This window comes from Kribbella sp. NPDC050470 (genome assembly GCF_044458365.1).
GTDB lineage: Bacteria > Actinomycetota > Actinomycetes > Propionibacteriales > Kribbellaceae > Kribbella.
Map to the genome: position 1 here is coordinate 115902 of NZ_JBITHV010000010.1, position 17965 is coordinate 133866.

The following is a 17965-nucleotide window of genomic DNA, read 5'->3' on the forward strand; positions in this document are numbered from 1 at the left end:
CCGGGGGCTCGCAGGCTGGACGACGTACCCGAAAGGAGCCGACATGGCACAGGAGATCCTCGACCAGCGGGCGACCGCGGTCATCGAGGCGAACAAGTACATGACGCTGGCCACCGTCGACGGCGACGGCCTGCCGTGGGCCACACCGGTCTACTTCACGCCCGATGGGCACGCCGACTTCTACTGGGTCTCGTCACCGGAGGCTGCGCATTCGGTCAACCTCACCCGGAACCCGGACGTCAGCATCGCGATCTTCGACTCCAGCGTCGCCGTCGGCCAGGCCTCGGCCGTCTACCTGCGCGCCCGCGCCGGGCTCGTGCCGGACGACGAGCTCGAACGCTGTGCGGCGTTCTACTCCGCCCGCCTGGCCGGCCTGCGCCACTTCACCGTCGACGAGCTTCGCGCGCCCGCCGACCTCCGCCTCTACCGCGCCCGCGCCACCGAGCACTGGATCCTGGTCCGCGGCCGCGACCCCGAATACGGCACCGGCATCGACTCCCGCCGCCCCGTCTGGACCTGAACCCTGCCAGCTACTCGCGCCAGCGACTGCGGTGCGTCCAGCCGATCACATCGGCGGCCCGGCGGCAGTCGTAGAGGGATGCGGTGGCGGGGAGGTCGGTGCGGATGTCGGTGTCAGGGAGGTACTGGGCGAGGAGCTCGTTGGTGGGTTGGAGCATGCCGGTGTCCTCGGCTGCGATCAGCAGTGCGGCGTAGCGGTCGGACTCCGGGCGCGGGTTGAGGGACAACACGCAGGCACGGGCCGCCTCGGCGAGGTCGACGTACCCCCAGAGGTTGCGGCGGTTGTCCTCGGGCGGCGCCTCGGTGATGTAGCGGCGTACTTCGCCGGGCGTGAGGATCCAGTGGAAGCGCAAGGCGGTGACCTGCATGGCGCGGCGTGCGTACATCTCGCCGGTCCGCTCCAGGACGTCCTTCGTCAGCGCGTAGGGATCGACGTACCGCGGCGGGGTCTCCTCGTCGATCGGCACCTCTGGTACGGCGAGCTCCTCCGGCGACCAGGCCGTCCCGTAGATCGACCCGCTGGACGCAAGCACCGCAGTCCGAATCCCCTGCTTCCACGCCTCCTCGAGCGCGTTGAACGTCGTCATCGAGTTGATGTGCACGAGGTCCGCCGGCGCAATGTTCTCCGGACTGGGAATCGCAGCACAGTGCACGATCGCCTCAACCCCACCCAACGACCGAGCCACCGCCTCCCGATCCAGCAGATCAATCGAGTCCCCGACCGCACCAAGTGCCGGGGAGACGAGGTCGGCCTCGACCACGTCGTGTCCGGCGGCGGACAGTTGGCGGCAGACTTCGCTGCCGAGTTTGCCTCGTGCACCACTCACCCAGATCCGCATCCAGCAGATGCTAGAGGACGTGGTGTCTGGAAATGCGGCGGCCCGGCTCGGGAGGGGACCGGGCCGGGCCGTCGCGGGGGGTCGGAGGTCGAGGGGTTACCTCCGGGTGACCGGCTCCCAGGAGGAAGGCTCCGGTCGGGGTGGCTGGGTCCCGGGGCGGGGACCCAGCGCGGGGGGTCAGGACTTGCGGGCGGTGATCTCCTGGGTGGCGGCCGGGAGGACCTTGTGGAGATCGCCGACCACGCCGAAGTCGACCAGCTCGAAGATCGGGGCTTCCTCGTCCTTGTTGACGGCGACGATGGTCTTCGAGGTCTGCATGCCGGCGCGGTGCTGGATGGCGCCGGAGATGCCGGCCGCGACATACAACTGCGGCGACACCGTCTTGCCGGTCTGGCCGACCTGGTAGGCGTGCGGGTACCAGCCGGAGTCGACGGCGGCGCGGGAGGCGCCGACGGCGGCGCCGAGGGAGTCGGCGAACGCCTCGACCGGGCCGAAGTCACCGCCGGTGCCACGGCCGCCGGACACGATGATCGCGGCCTCGGTCAGCTCCGGGCGGCCGGTCGCCTCGCGCGGCTTGGAGTCGGTGACGCGGGCAGTTTTCGCCACGTCGGAGACCGACACGTCGAACTCCTCCACCTCCGGCGAGGTCTCGGCCGCCTCCGGGGTGGCGGCGTTCGGCTTGACGGTGATGATCGGCGTGCCGTGGGTGACCTTGGCCTGGACCGTGTAGTTGCCGGCGAACACCGACTGCGTGGTGACCGGGCCGCCGTCGCCGGCGGTGACGTCGACGGCGTCGGTGATCAGGCCGGACTCCAGCTTGACCGCCAGCCGGGCGGCGATCTCCTTGCCCTCGGCGTTCGACGAGATCAGGATCGCGGACGGCTCGATCTTGGCCGCGACCTGCTGCAGCGCCTCGGCCTTCGGGGCCACCAGGAACTGGGTCAGCTCCGGGTTGGACAGCGCGATCACCTTGGTCGCGCCGTACTGTCCCAGCGCCGGCAGCGCGTCCTGCACGCCGTCGCCGACGAAGACCGCGACCGGCTCGCCGAGGCGGCGGGCGATGGTGAGGAGCTCAGCGGTGGTCTTGCGGACCTTGCCGGCGGTGTGGTCGACGAGAACCAGAACGTTGGACATGAACTGATCGCCCCTCAGAGGAACTTGTTGGTGGACAGGAACTCGACGAGCTGGGTAGCGCCGCTACCGTCCTCGTCGGTGACGATCGTGCCGGCGGTGCGCGGCGGACGGGCGGTCACCTCGACCACCTCGGTCCACGCCGCGGAGCCGCCCACCTGGTCGGCCGAGAGCTCCAGGTCGGCCAGCGACCAGGTCTGCACCGGCTTCTTCTTCGCGGCCATGATGCCCTTGAACGAGGGGTACCGCGGCTCGTTGGCCTGGTCCGAGACCGAAAGGACCAGCGGCAGCGTGCCCTCGATCGTGTCGCTCGCGGTGTCGCCGTCGCGGCGGATCCGCACGGTCTGACCGTCGACGGTGACCTCGGAGCCCAGCGTCACGGCCGCCAGCCCGAGCCGCTCCGACACCATCGCCGGCACCACACCCATCGAACCGTCGGTCGAGCCCATCCCGAACACGACCAGGTCGGCCTCGAGCTTGGCCAGCGCCTTGGACAGGATCAGCGAGGTGGCCACCGCGTCCGAACCGTGGATCGCGTCGTCGAGCACGTGGACACCGGCGTCGGCGCCCATCTGCAGCCCCTTCTTGACCGCGTCGGCGGCCTGCTCCGGCCCGACGGTCAGCACGGTCACCTCGGCGTCGCCGGCCTCCTTCACGGTCAGCGCGGTCTCGACGGCATATTCGTCCAGCTCGGACAGCAGCCCGTCGACACCGGCGCGGTCCACCGTGTTGTCCTCCGGGCGGAAGCGGCGGTCCGCGGTGGCATCCGGCACGAACTTCGCGCAGACGACGATCTTCATAACGTGTGGGACCCCTTCTGGTTAACGGTCTCTCCCAAGCCTGCCACGGATGTTACTCACGAGAAACATTCTCCCGTGCGAGTCCCATCACACCGTGCTTATCCGAGCCGCGGGGCACAGGACAAGTGGACACGGGTGTGATGTCGGAACACACACCGAACACACTCTGAACCGCGCACTAGGCTGACTCACGTGACCGAGACGTTACCGCTCACCGGCGAGAGAACAGCGCCCGGGATCTGGCACGAGAACTACTGGTTCGCGCGCCACGACGCCGCCTACCGCTGGATCACGGCCAACCTGTCATCGAACAGGACCGGCCGGGTCCTCGACGCCGGCTGCGGCGAGGGGTACGGCGCGGAGCTGCTCCGCCTGGCGGGCGCGGACTCCGTGACCGGTCTCGACTATGAAGATACGACCCTTCGGCACGTCCGCCGGGTTTATCCACAGATCAATGTGGTGCAGGGCAACCTCGTCCAGACCGGCTTCGCCGACACGACCTTCGGCTTCATCACGTCCCTGCAGACGATCGAGCATCTGTGGGAGCAGCCGCGGTTCATCGCGGAGTGCGCGCGCATCCTCCAGCCGGACGGCGTCTTGGTGCTCAGTACGCCGAATCGCCTGACGTTCCCGAGCGGGAACTGGTACCACACCCGCGAACTGACGGCCGCAGAGTTCACCGAACTGCTCGAGCCGCACTTCGAGATCACGCACGCGCTCGGACTTCACCACGGCGCCACGTTGCGCGAGTGGGAGCAGCAGCACGGCCCGTGCGTCGACGCGCAACTGGCCACCGAGCACGACGACTGGGCACCAGAGCTGCGGCAACTGGTGACCGGCACGCGGCACGAAGACTTCGAGATTCGCCCAGGAGACCTGGACGAATCTCTCGATCTGATCCTCGTCGCGAACCCTAGGGGCGAACGAACCGTTCGATGATCTTGCCGGCGATCAGGTAGACCAGCGCCGCGATCCCCCAGTTCACCAGCAGAGTGTTCTTCGCGGTCTCGAGCCGGAACAGGTCCTTGAACGGGCCCACCAGGTCGTGCCCGCGCTCCAGCACCCAGCGCACGATCTCGTTGCTCTGGTTCGTCTGGTCCAGGGCCGTGAACAGCGCACCGAGCGCCAGTACGGCGGCCGCCAGCACCGCGACCAGCCAGATCAGTGAGGCGATCAGGTTCCGCAGCCTCCGCACTCCGGAGCCCACCGAGCTCAGCGCCTGCTTGCCCTTACCCGAAGGGGAAGCCGCTTTGTTGCCCGCCGCACCGGTCTTGGCCGGAGCCGAAGCAGACGAAGCGGCGGACGTGGCCGGAACCTTCGTCACCGGCTTGGTCACCGCGGTCCCCGCCGGATCGTTGGCCCCGGCATCCTTCTCGGCGGCGGCCGAGGCCGCGGCCTTCTCCCGGGCCCGCTGCTCGGCGACGATCTCCGCCGCGGTCTTCGGCCGGGCCGGCTTGGTCACCGTCGCGGTCGACCCGCGGCCGCTCGCCTCGCCCGCGTCGCCACTGCTGCCCTTTGCGTCCGCCGGCGGCTTCACCGCCTTCTCCGCGTCCGCTGCCTTCTCGTCGTGCGTACCCACGTCGTCCATCTCCTCAGCCGGGGTCGGTTCCTCGTCCGCCGCCGTCGCGGTCGTGGCCGGCGGTCTCCTGCGCCGGCTGACCGGGACCGGGCGGGGCGACAGCCTGCGCCGGGCGCCCGCAAGCGGTGCCGGTGCCGCCGTCCTGCCGTCCACTGCCTGCACCTCCGGGTCCAGCCTTCGGTTCACGCCCACGTCCCGAACCGCCGCCGGCGGCTCGGGGCTCTCAAGCGCTTGTTCCAACGTAGCGCTGCCGGGTTCCGTCACGATCGGCACCGGGTCGACCGCGCGGGTCCGCGCCCGGGTGATCGAGTCGTCGGCGGCCGCCTGGTCGAGCAGCGACGGCGCCGGCTGCCCGCTCCCGGTCTGGTCAGCCACGCTGGATCTCCTCTCCGACGGTCAACCGGTCGGCCTCCGGCCGAACGTGGGGGACATAGTGCCCGACTGGTGAGTAACTTGAGAACCCCTCGTCGTCAACTCCCTCACCAGCCGCACTGTCGCCATCACCCTCAGCTTCCCCCGGTACGCCGTTCCTGCTCGGCGGCACCGGATCGCCGCCGGCGAGCAACCGGGCCGCGGTGCGGTCGTTCGCCGCGGCCAGCCCGACCAGGTAGGCCCGGCGGGCCGCGTCGGCGGCGTACCGGGCGGTGCGGTCGGCGACCACCACGGCCGGCACCCCGGCGGCGACGGCGTACGAAGGAATGTTGCCACGGGCAACACTGTTCGCGCCGATCACCACGCCGCGGCCGATGTCGGTTCCGCGGGTGACGGTGACCTTCGTGGCCAGCCAGCAGTCCGGGCCGATCCGGACCGGCGACTTCACCAGGCCCTGGTCCTTGATCGGCAGGTGCAGGTCCTCGGTCTTGTGGTCGAAGTCGCAGATGTAGGTCCAGTCCGCGATTAGCGTGGAGGCGCCGATCTCGACGTCCAGGTAGCAGTTCACCGTGACGTCGCGGGCGAACACCACCTTGTCGCCGATCCGCAGCGTGCCCTCGTGCGCGCGCAGCCGGGTCTCGTCACCGAGATGCACCCACTTGCCGAGCACGATCCGGCCGTGCCCGGGCCGCGCCACGATCTCCAGCTTCTTGCCCAGGAAGACGAATCCCTCGGTGATCACGCCGGGGTGACGCAGCTTGAACCAGGCGAACCGCCAGTAGCGCTTCAGGTAGTACGGCGTCCAAGCCCGATGGCGCACCACCCAGCGCAGATTCGCCGCGGTCAGCAACCGCATCAGAACACCCTACTGCGCGACACCTGTGATCGAGACGTTGTAGTACAGCTCGTCGGGCACGACGGCCGACAGCGCCTTGTCCACCTTCGACAGCTGCAGCCACGACTTGTAGGCGAACATCCGCCACCCGAACCCGAGCTTCTGCTCCGGTACGGCGGCCTCGAACGTCCGGATCGGCCACCCGACCCACGCCGCCAACAGCTCCTCGGTGACCGTTCGTACGTCGGCAGCACCCGCACGGGTCGCCATCCGGGCCAGCGTGTCCGGGTCGAACGTGTGCAGGTCGACCACAGCCTCCAGCGCGGCGGCCCGGGACGACTCGTCGAGCTCCGACTGCGGCCGGCGCCACTCGGCCAGGGCCGGCAGCTTGGTCAGGTTCGTGGTGGCCCACCAGGTGAACCGTGACAACCGCCGGGCCACGTAGTCGCCGTACCGGGTGGGTTCTCCGCAGATGACGAAGCGGCCGCCGGGCTTGAGCACGCGCAGCATCTCGCGGAAGGCGAGCTCGACGTCAGGGATGTGGTGGATGACCGCGTGCCCGATGACGAGGTCGAAGGTGTCGTCGTCGTACGGCAGCTTCTCGGCGTCGGCGACCTTGCCCTCGATCGCGAACCCGAGCGTCTTCGCGTTCTTCTTGGCCGCCTCGACCATGCCCGGGGACAGGTCGGTGACGTGCGCCTCGTCGAGAACGCCCGCCAGCTTGAGGTTCAGCGTGAAGAAGCCGGTGCCGGCGCCGATCTCGAGGGTCTTGCCGTACGGCCAGCCGTCACGTCCGGCGATCGCGACGAACCGGTCGCGGGCGTAGGTGACACAGCGTTCGTCGTACGAGATCGACCACTTCTCGTCGTACGTCGACGCCTCCCAGTCGTGGTAGAGCACCTGGGCGAGCTTGTTGTCGTTCCAGGCCGCCTCCACCTCTTCGGCGGTGGCGGCGGGCTTCTCAGCGGAGGTGGTCATCAGATTCCCTTGAACTCGGCCTTGCCCGGGCCGTTCTCGACGAAGGACTTCATCCCGATGGCGCGGTCCTCGGTCGCGAACAGCGCGGCGAACTGCTGCCGCTCGATCTCCAGCCCGCTGTGCAGGTCGACCCCGAGCCCGGCGTCGATCGCCTCCTTGGCGGCCCGCAGCGCGAGCGCGGCGCCCTTGGCGAACTGCGACGCCCACGCGACCGCTGCGTCGTACACCTCGGCCGCCGGGACGACCTTGTCGACCAGGCCGATCGACAGCGACTCGGCAGCGTCGACGAACCGGCCGGTGTAGATCAGGTCCTTGGCCTTGGACGCGCCGACCAGCCGGGACAGCCGCTGCGTCCCGCCGGCGCCGGGGATGATGCCGAGCAGGATCTCCGGCTGGCCGAGCTTGGCGTCGTCCGCGGCGATCCGGTAGTCCGCGCACAGCGCCAGCTCGCAGCCACCACCCAGGGCGTACCCGGTGATGGCCGCGACCGTCGGCTTCGGGATCGCGGCGACCGCGGACAGCGAGGACTGCAGCGGACCGGAGCGCTTGACCATGTCGGCGTACGACATGTCGGCCATCTCCTTGATGTCCGCGCCGGCCGCGAACACCCGCTCGCCGCCGTAGATCACCACCGCGCGGACCTCGTCGGAGGCCGTCGCCTCCAGCGCGGCGGCCCGGATCTCCTCCTGGACCTGGACGTTCAGCGCGTTCATCTTCGGCCGGTCCAGCCGGATCGTGCCGACACCGTCACTCACGGTGAGGTTGACGAACTCGCCCATCGTCTCGCTCCTAACAGCCTGAGGGGTCCTACCCGCCGGTCACATCCCCGGAACCGTACCGGACCACCATGCGCACTTGTACTGCGGGGAGGCTACAGATCGACCGGTTGACCCGAGACCGCGGACCGCCGCGCCGCGTCCACGATCTGCAGCGTCCGCAGGCCGACCGCACCATCGGGCTGCGGTACGACGGCCGGCGTCGCACCCCGGAGTGCCGGGCCCGACTCGCGGACCGCGTGCAGGAACGTGTGCAGCATCGACTCGTCGAGGTTGCCCCCGATCGCCAGGTACACCTCGCCCGACGCGTCTGTCCCGCCGACATGCGGCAGGAAAGGCTCGATCTCCACCGACCCGTTGGTCCCGGTCACCTGCAACGACACGCCACCCCAGGTCGGACCGTTGTCCGGCACGCTCCAGGAGCAGTCGATGGTTGCCAGCAGCCCGTTGTCGTAGGTGATCGTGACCAGGCCACCGGTCTCCACCTTGACGCCCTTGTCCTGGTGCAGGACGTGGTTCGCAGCCGCATAGACCCGCGTGGCGGAGGCACCACCGGTCAGCCCGTCGATCAGGTCGGCACAGTGCACGGTGTGGTCGACCAGCGCTCCCCCACCGGCCAGCTCGGCGTCGGTGAACCACTGCCGCTGGTCGTACGGGATCTTCCCGTTGTTCGTCCCCAGTACGGCGAACACGTCGCCGAGCCTCCCGGCCTCGACCGAAGCCCGCAGCCGCAGGTACGACGGCGCGAAGCGGACGGGGTAGGCGATCATCAGGATCGCCCCGGCCTCGGCGCACGCGGCCAGCATCGCTTCACCGTCGGCGACCTCGGTGGCCAGTGGCTTCTCGCAGAGCACGTGCGCGCCGACGGCCGCGGCCAGCTCGACCAGCTCGCGGTGGTAGGCGTTCTCGCTGGTCACCACGACGGCATCGGGTCCCCAGTCGAACAGTTCGTCGTACGAGTCGACGTACGCGACACCGTGCTTCTCGGCGAACTCCGCGCCACGTGCTCCGGCGTCCGGTGCGGACGCGCCGTCCGGGTCGGCCGTCAGTACGTCGACGTCCGGCATCGCGCCGAGCAAGGACGCGTACGACGAGGCGTGCGTGTGCGCGAACGAGGCGATCGCGACCTTCATGCCGCTGCTCCCGAGGGGTCGAAGGTGGTCATGTCGATGGTGCGGCCGGTCGCCATGGACGAGCGGGCCGCCTCGGCCAGATAGACCGCGGTTGCGCCGTCGGACGCGAGCACCCGGGGCTCCGGCCCACCGCGCAGCCCCACCGCGAGCTCACGAAGCTGCGTCAGGTACGGGCTCTCCCCCAGCGTCGACGCGGGGATCAGCAGGTCGCCGCCGACGGCGCCGTCCTGCAGTTCCTCGGCGTACCCGGAGTCGGCGTCCGACGAGTACTTCAGCACGCCGGTCGACCCCGCGACCTGGAAGCCGGACTGGAACTTGGTCCCGGTCGCACCCCAGGTCGCGCGACAGTGGCTGATCGCTCCGCTCTCGTGGGTCAGCGTGACGTGCGCGGCCACGTTGACCGGGCTGATCCCGTCCACGGTCGGCGGGTTCTGTACGGCGTACACGCTGGTGACCTCGCCGCACAGCCAACGGGCCTGGTCGAGGTCGTGGACCATCAGGTCCATGATCACGCCGCCGGAGCGGCCCACGTCGCGGTACCACCCGGCACCGGCCGGCGACGACGCCTGGCGGAAGAACCGGGCCACCGCGACGGCACCGATCCGGCCGGCGCCGATCGCGTCGTACGCCGCGCTGTAGGCCGGGAAGTACCGCACGACGTGGGCCGGGTAGACCTTGACGCCGGCCGCAGCGGCGGCAGCGATCACCTCGTGCGAGTCCGCCGCGGTCAGCGTCAGCGGCTTCTCGCAGATCACGTTCCGGCCCGCCTTGATCGCGGCCAGCGCGATCTCCTTGTGCGTCGGCGACGGCGTCACGATGTCAACGAAATCGACGTGCTGCAGCACGCTGTCGAGCGACGGCGCCACCTCCAGCCCGTACTGCTCGGCGAGGTCAGCCGCACCGGCCTCGGAGTGCACCAGGACGCGGGCGCCGAGTGCCTTCCAGGCCGACACGTGCACGTGCGCGATGTTGCCCGCGCCGATCAGGCCGACGGTCAGATCGGCCAACTGTTCCGACATGAGGTCCCTTACTTGAGTCCGGAGAATGCGATGCCTTCGACCACGCGACGCTGCAGCAGCACGAAGATGATCAGGACGGGTGCCATCGCCATCAGCGCCGCTGCCATCATCACACCGGGCGAGATGCTGCCCTGGTAGCCGCTGAGCGTAGCCAGGCCGACCGCGAGCGGCATCTCCTCGGGCGCGGAGGTGACCACCAGCGGCCAGAGCAGGTCCGCCCACGAGGTCAGCACGGTGATGATCGCCAGTGAGATCAGGCCTGGCTTGGCCACCGGCAGCACGACCTTCCAGAAGGTCTGCCACGGGTTGCAGCCGTCCAGCCGGGCGGCCTCCTCGAGCTCGACCGGGATCGACCGGAAGAACTGCATCATCAGGAACGTACCGAACGCGCTGAAGATGCCGGGGGCAACGATGCCGTGGATGCTGTTCAGCCAGCCGAGCTGCTGGATGATCTGGTACTGCGGGATCAGGTAGACCTGGCTGGGCACCATCAGGATGGACAGGATCAGCGCCAGCAGCACGCCCTTGCCCGGGAACCGCATCCGGGCGAACGCGTACCCGGCCATCGAGCACAGCACCAGCTGCCCGACGGTCCGGCCGACGGTGACCGCCACCGACACCCAGAACTGGTCCAGGAACGGCAGCCGCTGGAACACCTCGGTGAAGTTGCGCCACTCCAGGCCCTTCGGCAGCAGGTCCGGCGGGATCGCCTGGATCTCGGCCTGCGTGGAGACGGCCATCTTGAGCTGCCACAGGAACGGGAACATCATCACCAGGCTGCCCAGCGCCAGCAGCACGTGCGCGACCTTGTTGCTGCCCAGCCGCTCGTCCTTCACACCCTTAGTCATAGTTCACCCACCGGCGCTGCAGTCGGAACTGGACGACGGTCAGCAGGCCGACGATCGCGAGGATCAGGATCGCGATGGCGGCGCCGTACCCGCGCTCGTTGTCGACGAACGCGGCGTCGTAGAACAGGAAGACCAGCGACTGCGTCTTCGGCATCACCGGGTTCGTCGGGCCGAGCAGCGCGTACAACTGGTCGAACAGCTGGAACCCGGCGATGGTGGTGATCACCGACAGGAAGAAGATCGACGGCGTCAGCAGCGGCACCGTGATCGAGCGGAACTGCTGCACCGAGCCGGCCCCGTCCAGCGACGCCGCCTCGTACAGCTCGCCCGGAATGCCCTTCAGACCGGCCGACAGCACGATCATGTTGAAGCCGATCGACATCCACAGGCCGAGCAGCGCCACCGCGACCAGCGCGAACCACGGCTCGGTGATCCACGACGGGCCGTCGATCCCGATCACGCCGAGCGCCTGGTTCAGGACGCCGTAGTCCTTGTTGTAGATCAGCCGCCAGACCAGCGAGATCGCGGTCGGCATCGCGACGTACGGCAGGAAGAACAGCGTCCGGTAGACCATCGCGCCGCGCAGGCCGGGGCGGTTCAGCAGGCTGGCGAACAGCACCGCGAGCGGGATGCCGAGCAGCACGATCGCGGTGTAGACGACGGTGTTCAGGATCGCCCGGTAGACATCACCGTCCCCGACCAGGGTGCTGTAGTTCTCCGCGCCGACCCAGGTGCTGCCCCCGAACGGGCCGGTCTCGGTGAAGCTGTCGTACAGCGTCTTGACCAGCGGCCACAGGTAGAAGACCAACACGCCGAGGAACGTCGGCAGCACGAACACCCAGGGCCAGCCGCCCTCACCCGACCGGCGCCGCCGCGGGCGCACCGCCGGCTCGGGACTCCTGGTCCCGGGCCGGCGATCCGTTGTGGTCGCCGAGCTCACTGCTCTTTGCCCAGCGCCTCGTCCATCTTGGTCGCGACGTCCTTGGCGACGTCCGCGATCGGTTTGTCACCGCCGATCGCCGGGGTGAGCTCGTTGATCTCGAGGTTGTTCCAGACCGCGGTGTCCTTGGACACCGGGTACGGCTCGGAGTACTGCTCGGCCGCCTCGATGTAGGTCTTCAGGTTGTACTGCGGCGCCGAGTTCACGAAGTCGGTCTGGGTGCCGGTGAAGGCCGGGTTGGCCGCCCCGAGCTTGGCCTGGACCAGCGCGGCGTCCTTGGTGCCGAGGAAGGCCAGGAACGCGGCCGCTGCCTGCGGGTTCTTCGACTTGGCGCTCATCACGTTGCCGATGCCGTGGATCACCGTCCTGCGCTCGCCGGTCGGCGCCTTCGGGATCGGCACCACGGTGAAGTCGTTCTTGTACGGCGACTTCAGCGCCGCCGACACCACCCAGTTGCCGTTCCACATCATCGCGGCCTTGCCGTCGAAGAACCGGTCCTGGCTCTTGGTCTCGGCGTTCTGCGCGGCCGTCGGGGTGTAGCCGTTCTTCACCATGTCGGACCAGAACTGCAGCGCCTCGACCGACTTCGGGTCGCCGTACCCGGACTTGCCGTCCTTGACCACGAAGCCGCCGTTGCTGAGCATCGCCGGGTAGAAGTCGGCCTGGGTGCCGAGGGTGTCGCCGCTGGCCCAGATGTTCTTCGGGCCGAGCGCGGCCTTCAGCTTGACCGCGGCGGCCTTGTAGTCGTCCCAGGTCCAGTCCGCGGTCGGCGGGGCCACCTTGGCCTCGGCGAACAGGCGCTTGTTGTACCACAGCGCGATCGTGTCGAAGTCCTTCGGAATCCCGTACTGCTTGCCGTCCAGCGAGTACAGCTCGTTCAGCGCCTTCGGGTAGTTGGCCGGGTCGACCTGCTTGGCCCCGTCTTTGTCAGAGGTCAGGCCCTCCAGGGTCGCAAGCTGCTTGTTGGCGGCGAACAGCTGGAAGTTCGGGCCGTTCATCCAGAACACGTCGGGCAGGTTGTCCGAGGAGCCCTGCGTCTTCAGCTTGGTGAAGTACTGGTCGAAGGTGGCCAGCGAGATCGAGACCTTGACGTTCGGGTACTTCTGGTTGAACGCCTTGACGATCTCCTGCATCGCGGGTTGCTGGTTGACGTCCCAGATCGCGTAGGTGATGTCCCCCTTCACCTGCGCCGGGTCGTCGGGGACTTTCGCGTCGGACCCGCCACCGGATCCTCCGTTGTCCCCACAGGCGGCCAGCGAGATGGCCAGTACGGCAGCGGCCAGCACACCGGCCAGCCTGGACGAAAATCGCATTCGGGTGTCTCTCCTCGGCTCCGGCTCGAGAGCGGGAACATGTCGGGGGCAACGACGCCGGCCAGGAGTTGGGCCGGCCACCGAGTCACCTGCAGGGGGTGGGTTCAGGTAACTTAATAACGGTTCGTGCGTTTGTATCATTGCGCAGAGCCGTTCGCAACTACCCTCTCATGAGCACAACCAACATTGTTATCGATAACTCACCCCACACCCGCGCCGTTTTGAGAGGTCTTGTGCAGAATGTGCCGGTGACCGAAGCGACCGCCGCCCCGAGTGCTCTCGACACCGGGCTCCACCTGGGGGCAGTGGTCCAGACCGATGGCACGACCTTCACGCTGTGGGCTCCCGCCGCGGAGCGCGTCGAGCTGGCGCTGATCGCCGACGACGGCAGCCAGCGGAACCTTGATCTGGCCCATACCGGTGAGTTCTGGACCGGCTTCGCGCCCGGAGTGGGCCATGGGCAACGGTACGGCTACCGCGTGCACGGACCGTTCGATCCGTCCCACGGCCTGCGGTTCAACCCGTCCAAGCTGCTGCTCGACCCGTACGCGCGAGCCATCGACGGATCGCTCGACTACTCCAGTCCGCTCATCTACGACTCCTCCGACGGAGACTCCGCCGGCCACGTCCCGGTCGGCGTGGTCGTCGCCGAGTCGGAGCCGCCGCCCCCGATCAGCCGCCCGGTGCACTGGGGCGAGACGGTCATCTACGAACTGCACACCAAGGGGTTCACCAAGCGGCATCCCGACGTACCCGAGCATCAACGCGGGACGTACGCCGGGCTCGCACACCCGTCCGTGATCGCGTACCTCACCGACCTCGGCGTCACCTCGGTCGAGTTGCTGCCGATCCACCACTTCCTCACCGAGCCGGCGATCGCGGCTCGCGGACTGCCGAACTACTGGGGTTACAACAGCCTGGGGTACTTCGCGCCGCACGCGCCGTACGCGTCGTCGGGCTCCCGCGGTGAGCAGGTCGCGGAGTTCAAGGCGATGGTGGCCGCGTTCCATGCCGCGGGCATCGAAGTGATCCTGGACGTGGTCTACAACCACACCGCCGAGGGCGGCTTCGACGGGCCGACGCTGAGCTTCCGCGGGATCGACAACCGGGCGTACTACCGGTTGGGGCACGGCGGGACGACGTACGACGTCACCGGCACCGGCAACTCGGTCGACACCTCGCACCCGCAGGTCCGGCGGCTGATGATGGACTCACTGCGGTACTGGGTCGAGGAGATGGGCGTCGACGGGTTCCGGTTCGACCTGGCGGTGACGCTGATCCGGAACGAACGGCACGAGGTGGACACCGTCGACCACCCGTTTCTGGCCGAGGTCGCGGCGGATCCGGTGCTCGGCCGGGTCAAGCTGATCTCCGAGCCGTGGGACATCGGACCGTTCGGCTACCAGGTCGGCAACTTCGGCACCCCGTGGTCGGAGTGGAACGGCAAGTTCCGCGACAGCGTGCGCGACGTCTGGCGGAACACCTCCGACGGTGTCAAGGACCTCGCCTACCGGCTGTCCGGGTCCAGCGACCTGTACGGCGACGACGGGCGCTACCCGTACGCGTCGATCAACTTCGTCACCGCCCACGACGGGTTCACGCTGCGCGACCTGGTCAGCTACGACCACAAGCACAACGAGGCCAACCACGAGGACAACCGGGACGGCACCGACGACAACCGGTCCTGGAACTGCGGCGTCGAGGGCGAGACCGCCGACCCGGCCGTGATCGCGTTGCGGAAACGGCAGATGGCGAACCTGATGTCCACGCTGATCCTGTCCACCGGCGTGCCGATGCTCACCGCCGGCGACGAGTGCGGCCGGACGCAGCACGGCAACAACAACGCGTACTGCCAGGACAACGAGCTCTCCTGGTTCGACTGGTCGTTGCCCGAGGCCTGGTTCGACCATCTCGAGCTGACGAAGAAGCTGATCGCGTTGCGGGCGGCGCATCCGGTGCTGCGGCAGTGGCACTACTTCTCCGGGCAGCCGGTGATGGAGGGTGGCGGCCGCAAGGACCTGTCCTGGATCGCACCGCACGGCGGCGAGATGACCGAGGCCGACTGGTACGACGGCAACCTCCGGACGATCGGGATGTTCCTGGCCGGTGATGCCCTCCGCGCCACCGACGCCGCCGGCAACGCGCTGACCGACAGCTCGTTCCTCCTCGCCCTGAACGCGACCCCGGAGACCCGTCAGGTCGTCGTACCGGACGCCTCCTGGGCCCCGGCGTACGAGGTGGTCCTCGACACCAGCAACTCGATGGTGACCGAGGTCGAAGCCGGCGCCACCGTCCCGCTCGCCCCTCGCTGCCTGGTGCTGCTGCGCGCGCTCTGAGGGTCGTTAACCTTCCTCCAGTACATTCGTTGGTCACCTTCTGTTCATGTCTGGGGGGACCGATGTTTTTTCTGCGACGTGGGCCGGTTCGCGAACGGACGACGCCGATCGGCGTGCTGCACCGAGCCGTGACCCGCTGGGGTGAGGCTGAGCGGACTCGCTCGCGTTATGCGTTTCAGAAGTGGGTCGACGGGGTGGCGCTGCTTGATGTGCAGGCGCGGACCTACGCGGACTTCTGGCGGCGGCAGAACGAGCAGGCGCTCGCGGCCGAAGGGCCGCTCTGGGTCGTGCTTGGGGACTCGACTGCGCAGGGGCTCGGGGCGTCGTCGCCTTTACATGGGTACGTCGGGCAGGTGCTGAACGCACTGCGTCGGACGGGCAGTCCGTGGCGGGTCGTCAATCTGTCGCGGTCGGGTGCGCAGACTCGGCATGTGCTGGAAGACCAACTGCCGCTGATCGAAGGACTCCGGGCCGATCTGGTCACGTGTGGGATCGGGAACAACGACATCCTCGCCACGCCGCCGCGACGCTTCCGGACGCATCTGCGGTCGGTGATCGACCGGCTCCCGTCGTCGTCGGTGATGATGGACCTGACGGTGCCGGACCGGTTCTGGCGGGTGGGTGGCGTCTGCAGCCCGTACGTCACCGGTATCAACCAGTTCATCAGCACGACCGCAACCGGCCGCGGGCTGACCGTTGCGGAGGTGTCCCGGCATGCTCGTCCGCCGTGGCGCGGCATGCTTGCCCCGGACAGCTTCCACCCCAACAACCTCGGCTACCGCCGGCACGCCGACGCCTTGCTCGCTGCTCTGCCGGCAAACACGCTTGGCTGATACTACGGATCCGGATAATCTGGATCCGTGGAAGATGAGTTGTTGCTGGTCTTGCTGCAGCGGGCCACGCATGTGACGTTGCAGGTGCTGGGGACGGAGCTGGCCGACCTGGGGCTGACGGCTTCCGAGACGAACGTGCTGGCGAACCTGGCCGACGGTCGCGGGCGGACCGTGACGGAGCTGGGGGCTGCGGCGGGCGTGCGGCCGACGACGCTGACCGGCGTATTGGATCGGCTGGAGCAGAAGGGGCAGATCAGGCGAGCGCCGCGGCCGGGTGATCGGCGGGCGGTGGAGATCTCGCTGACCCGGGTTGGTGTGGAGAGCGCGGGGCGGGTGCAGCAGGCCTCCGCGGAGTTGGAAGAGCGGGCGCTGGCTGGGGTTCCGGCTGGTTCGGTGAAGCAGGCACGACGGGTGCTGACGGCGTTGGGGGCGGTATGAGCGAGTTCGACGAGTTGATGGGTGAGGTGATGGCCCGCGCGGACCGGTTCGGTCACCGGGAGCACGTGCAGCTGACGTGGCTCGCCGTACGGCGGTGTGGGACTGCTGCTGCGGTCTCGCTGATCAGCGACGGGATCCAGCAGACGGCGCGGTACGCCGGGGCGCCGCAGAAGTACAACGCAACGGTCAGCCGCGCGTGGGTCGAGCTGACGGCGTACCACATGGGCGAGTCCCCCGGTGAGTCCTTCGACGAGTTGTTGACCCGCAACCCGGGGTTACTCGACAAACGCCTCCTGACCCGCTTCTACAACTCCCGCACGCTCGCCTCCCCCGCTGCCCGACACGGCTGGGTAGAGCCGGACCTGCACGCCTTCCCCACCAGACCGCACTAGCCCCATCCCCACGGGGTGGGATTTCTTTACTTTGCCCCTGGGGCAGGGGGTTTGATGGGCGCGTGTTGACGATCAGCGAGTTCGGCCGCCGTACCGGGCTGTCTCACAAGGCCCTGCGGTTGTACGACGTGTCCGGGCTGCTGCCACCCGCGCAGGTCGACCCGTCCAACGGGTACCGGCTGTACGGCGAGGAGCAGCTCGAGCGGGCGCGTCGGATCAGCGTGCTGCGGCAGCTGGACATGCCGCTCACCACGATCGCCGAAGTACTGGCGGGATCGGACGAGGAGGGCCTCATCCGCCTGGACCGGTGGTGGGCGGCCGAGGAGGCGACGACCGCGGCCCGGCGGGCGACGCTCGAGTACCTCCGGGACCGCCTCTCACGATCGGGTACGCCCGGTCTGTCACCCCGGCCGGTGCTGACACGCGCCGTACCGGAGACGAAGATCGCGACGATCCGGGACGACACCGACCAGCAGTCGCTGATCGGCGTGATCGTGACCTCGACCGACACCATCCGCCGGTACCTCACCGACGCCGGCGCGACGCTGACCGGCGAGTCGTGGGTGATCTACCACGGCCCGGTAACGCCGGAGTCCGAGGCGACCGTCGAGGTGTGCGTGCCGTTCGAGGGGCTGGTGGATCCGTCCGGGCCGATCGCGATCCGGGTCGAGCCGGCGCACCGGGAGGCGTACTGCACGATCACGATGGACGAGTGCGCGTACCCCCGGATCATGCTCGCCTACGACCTGGTCACCGACTGGGTCCGTACGTCGCGCGCCGCAACCGCCGGCCCACCGCGTGAGGTCTATCGGCCCGACTGTCACCTGATTCCACGCGACCAGCCGGCCGTCGACATCGCCCAGCCCATTCTCTGAGGGAGTTTT

At 68.7% G+C, this 17965-nt stretch carries 19 protein-coding genes; 7 read left to right on the forward strand and 12 right to left on the reverse strand.

Translation table 11 applies throughout. From position 1 onward, the window contains the following. The first annotated feature begins 43 nt into the window (after positions 1-43). On the forward strand, positions 44-520 hold the full coding sequence (locus tag ACIBGM_RS29770) for a pyridoxamine 5'-phosphate oxidase family protein (RefSeq protein WP_396387382.1): 477 nt from the start codon (positions 44-46) through the stop codon (positions 518-520). A gap of 10 nt (positions 521-530) precedes the next feature. Here ACIBGM_RS29770 and ACIBGM_RS29775 read toward each other — a convergent pair whose 3' ends face one another. The 3 genes from ACIBGM_RS29775 to ACIBGM_RS29785 form a co-directional block, all read right to left on the reverse strand. Then, positions 531-1358 (reverse strand): NAD-dependent epimerase/dehydratase family protein, encoded by an 828-nt coding sequence (locus tag ACIBGM_RS29775; RefSeq protein ID WP_396387383.1) that lies wholly within the window; start codon positions 1356-1358, stop codon positions 531-533. A 177-nt stretch (positions 1359-1535) separates the two neighbouring features. Continuing rightward, positions 1536-2492 (reverse strand): electron transfer flavoprotein subunit alpha/FixB family protein, encoded by a 957-nt coding sequence (locus ACIBGM_RS29780; protein WP_396387384.1) that lies wholly within the window; start codon positions 2490-2492, stop codon positions 1536-1538. 14 nt (positions 2493-2506) lie between these two features. Then, positions 2507-3289, reverse strand: a complete 783-nt coding sequence (locus tag ACIBGM_RS29785; RefSeq protein ID WP_396387385.1) for an electron transfer flavoprotein subunit beta/FixA family protein — start codon at positions 3287-3289, stop codon at positions 2507-2509. Positions 3290-3481: 192 nt separating this feature from the next. Here ACIBGM_RS29785 and ACIBGM_RS29790 point away from each other — a divergent pair, with 192 nt between their 5' ends. Continuing rightward, positions 3482-4228 (forward strand): class I SAM-dependent methyltransferase, encoded by a 747-nt coding sequence (locus ACIBGM_RS29790; protein WP_396387386.1) that lies wholly within the window; start codon positions 3482-3484, stop codon positions 4226-4228. On the opposite strand, the gene ACIBGM_RS29795 is transcribed toward ACIBGM_RS29790, so the two are convergent. The 9 genes from ACIBGM_RS29795 to ACIBGM_RS29835 all read right to left on the reverse strand — a co-directional run bounded on the left by ACIBGM_RS29795 (position 4203) and on the right by ACIBGM_RS29835 (position 13082). Then, positions 4203-5243, reverse strand: coding sequence for a hypothetical protein (locus ACIBGM_RS29795; RefSeq protein WP_396387387.1), 1041 nt, complete (start codon positions 5241-5243; stop codon positions 4203-4205). The two genes, ACIBGM_RS29790 and ACIBGM_RS29795, sit on opposite strands and share 26 nt — an antisense overlap. Further along, complete coding sequence (locus ACIBGM_RS29800) at positions 5236-6096, reverse strand: acyltransferase (RefSeq protein ID WP_396387388.1); 861 nt, start codon at positions 6094-6096, stop codon at positions 5236-5238. Before ACIBGM_RS29800 ends, ACIBGM_RS29795 begins: the two co-directional genes overlap by 8 nt. Before the next feature lie 9 nt (positions 6097-6105). Next, positions 6106-7053 (reverse strand): methyltransferase domain-containing protein, encoded by a 948-nt coding sequence (locus ACIBGM_RS29805; RefSeq protein ID WP_360523983.1) that lies wholly within the window; start codon positions 7051-7053, stop codon positions 6106-6108. After that, entirely contained in the window at positions 7053-7832 is a 780-nt protein-coding gene (locus ACIBGM_RS29810) for an enoyl-CoA hydratase/isomerase family protein (RefSeq protein WP_396387389.1), read from the reverse strand. The genes ACIBGM_RS29805 and ACIBGM_RS29810 overlap by 1 nt, the downstream gene beginning before the upstream one ends. Positions 7833-7924: 92 nt before the next feature. Continuing rightward, a complete protein-coding gene (locus ACIBGM_RS29815) occupies positions 7925-8962 on the reverse strand; it encodes a Gfo/Idh/MocA family protein (protein ID WP_396387390.1) in 1038 nt (345 codons plus the stop codon). Beyond that, positions 8959-9981 carry a Gfo/Idh/MocA family protein gene (locus ACIBGM_RS29820; protein WP_396387391.1) on the reverse strand — a complete coding sequence of 341 codons (1023 nt, stop codon included), beginning with the start codon at positions 9979-9981 and terminating at the stop codon, positions 8959-8961. The genes ACIBGM_RS29815 and ACIBGM_RS29820 overlap by 4 nt, the downstream gene beginning before the upstream one ends. 8 nt (positions 9982-9989) lie before the next feature. Continuing rightward, a complete protein-coding gene (locus tag ACIBGM_RS29825; RefSeq protein ID WP_396387392.1) occupies positions 9990-10829 on the reverse strand; it encodes a carbohydrate ABC transporter permease in 840 nt (279 codons plus the stop codon). After that, positions 10822-11712, reverse strand: coding sequence for a carbohydrate ABC transporter permease (locus ACIBGM_RS29830; protein ID WP_396387393.1), 891 nt, complete (start codon positions 11710-11712; stop codon positions 10822-10824). The genes ACIBGM_RS29825 and ACIBGM_RS29830 overlap by 8 nt, the downstream gene beginning before the upstream one ends. A 53-nt stretch (positions 11713-11765) precedes the next feature. Further along, positions 11766-13082 carry an ABC transporter substrate-binding protein gene (locus ACIBGM_RS29835; RefSeq protein WP_396387394.1) on the reverse strand — a complete coding sequence of 439 codons (1317 nt, stop codon included), beginning with the start codon at positions 13080-13082 and terminating at the stop codon, positions 11766-11768. Between the two features lie 248 nt (positions 13083-13330). Here ACIBGM_RS29835 and glgX point away from each other — a divergent pair, with 248 nt between their 5' ends. The 5 genes from glgX to ACIBGM_RS29860 all read left to right on the forward strand — a co-directional run bounded on the left by glgX (position 13331) and on the right by ACIBGM_RS29860 (position 17956). After that, on the forward strand, positions 13331-15418 hold the full coding sequence (gene glgX, locus ACIBGM_RS29840; RefSeq protein ID WP_396387395.1) for a glycogen debranching protein GlgX: 2088 nt from the start codon (positions 13331-13333) through the stop codon (positions 15416-15418). A gap of 62 nt (positions 15419-15480) precedes the next feature. Further along, positions 15481-16251, forward strand: coding sequence for an SGNH/GDSL hydrolase family protein (locus tag ACIBGM_RS29845; protein WP_360524008.1), 771 nt, complete (start codon positions 15481-15483; stop codon positions 16249-16251). 27 nt (positions 16252-16278) lie between these two features. Continuing rightward, a complete protein-coding gene (locus tag ACIBGM_RS29850; protein WP_360524011.1) occupies positions 16279-16689 on the forward strand; it encodes a MarR family transcriptional regulator in 411 nt (136 codons plus the stop codon). Beyond that, positions 16686-17081, forward strand: a complete 396-nt coding sequence (locus ACIBGM_RS29855; protein ID WP_396387396.1) for a hypothetical protein — start codon at positions 16686-16688, stop codon at positions 17079-17081. Before ACIBGM_RS29850 ends, ACIBGM_RS29855 begins: the two co-directional genes overlap by 4 nt. A gap of 62 nt (positions 17082-17143) precedes the next feature. Then, entirely contained in the window at positions 17144-17956 is an 813-nt protein-coding gene (locus tag ACIBGM_RS29860; RefSeq protein WP_396387397.1) for a MerR family transcriptional regulator, read from the forward strand. Positions 17957-17965 lie beyond the last annotated feature (9 nt).